Below are 259 nucleotides of genomic sequence, written 5' to 3' on the forward strand. Positions count from 1 at the left end.
CTGCAGGTGGGACTGGTGGTGATTCCGCGCCAGGCGCTGGAGCTGTGGTCGCGGCAGGCCGGCAGCTGGGCGCAGCAGGTGGCCGGCGTGGAGGCCGACGCTGGCGCGGGGCAGCCGCGGGGCGGGAACCTGCTGCCGCCGACCCGGCGCCGGGGCGCCCCCGGCCCGCTGCGGCGCGGGCCCCGGCGGCTCGCCGGGGCCACGGGGGGGCTGCTGGCGCGGGCGGGGTCGCTGCTGCTGGACGGGGGCCGGGGCGCCG

General features: G+C 83.8%; 1 pseudogene. It reads left to right on the plus strand.

From position 1 onward, the window contains the following. A pseudogene (locus tag ACQG3P_RS20305) lies at positions 1-259 on the plus strand (PilN domain-containing protein); the annotation flags it as partial.

The sequence above is a fragment of the Stenotrophomonas sp. SrG genome (assembly GCF_050031795.1).
Classification (GTDB): domain Bacteria; phylum Pseudomonadota; class Gammaproteobacteria; order Xanthomonadales; family Xanthomonadaceae; genus Stenotrophomonas; species Stenotrophomonas rhizophila_A.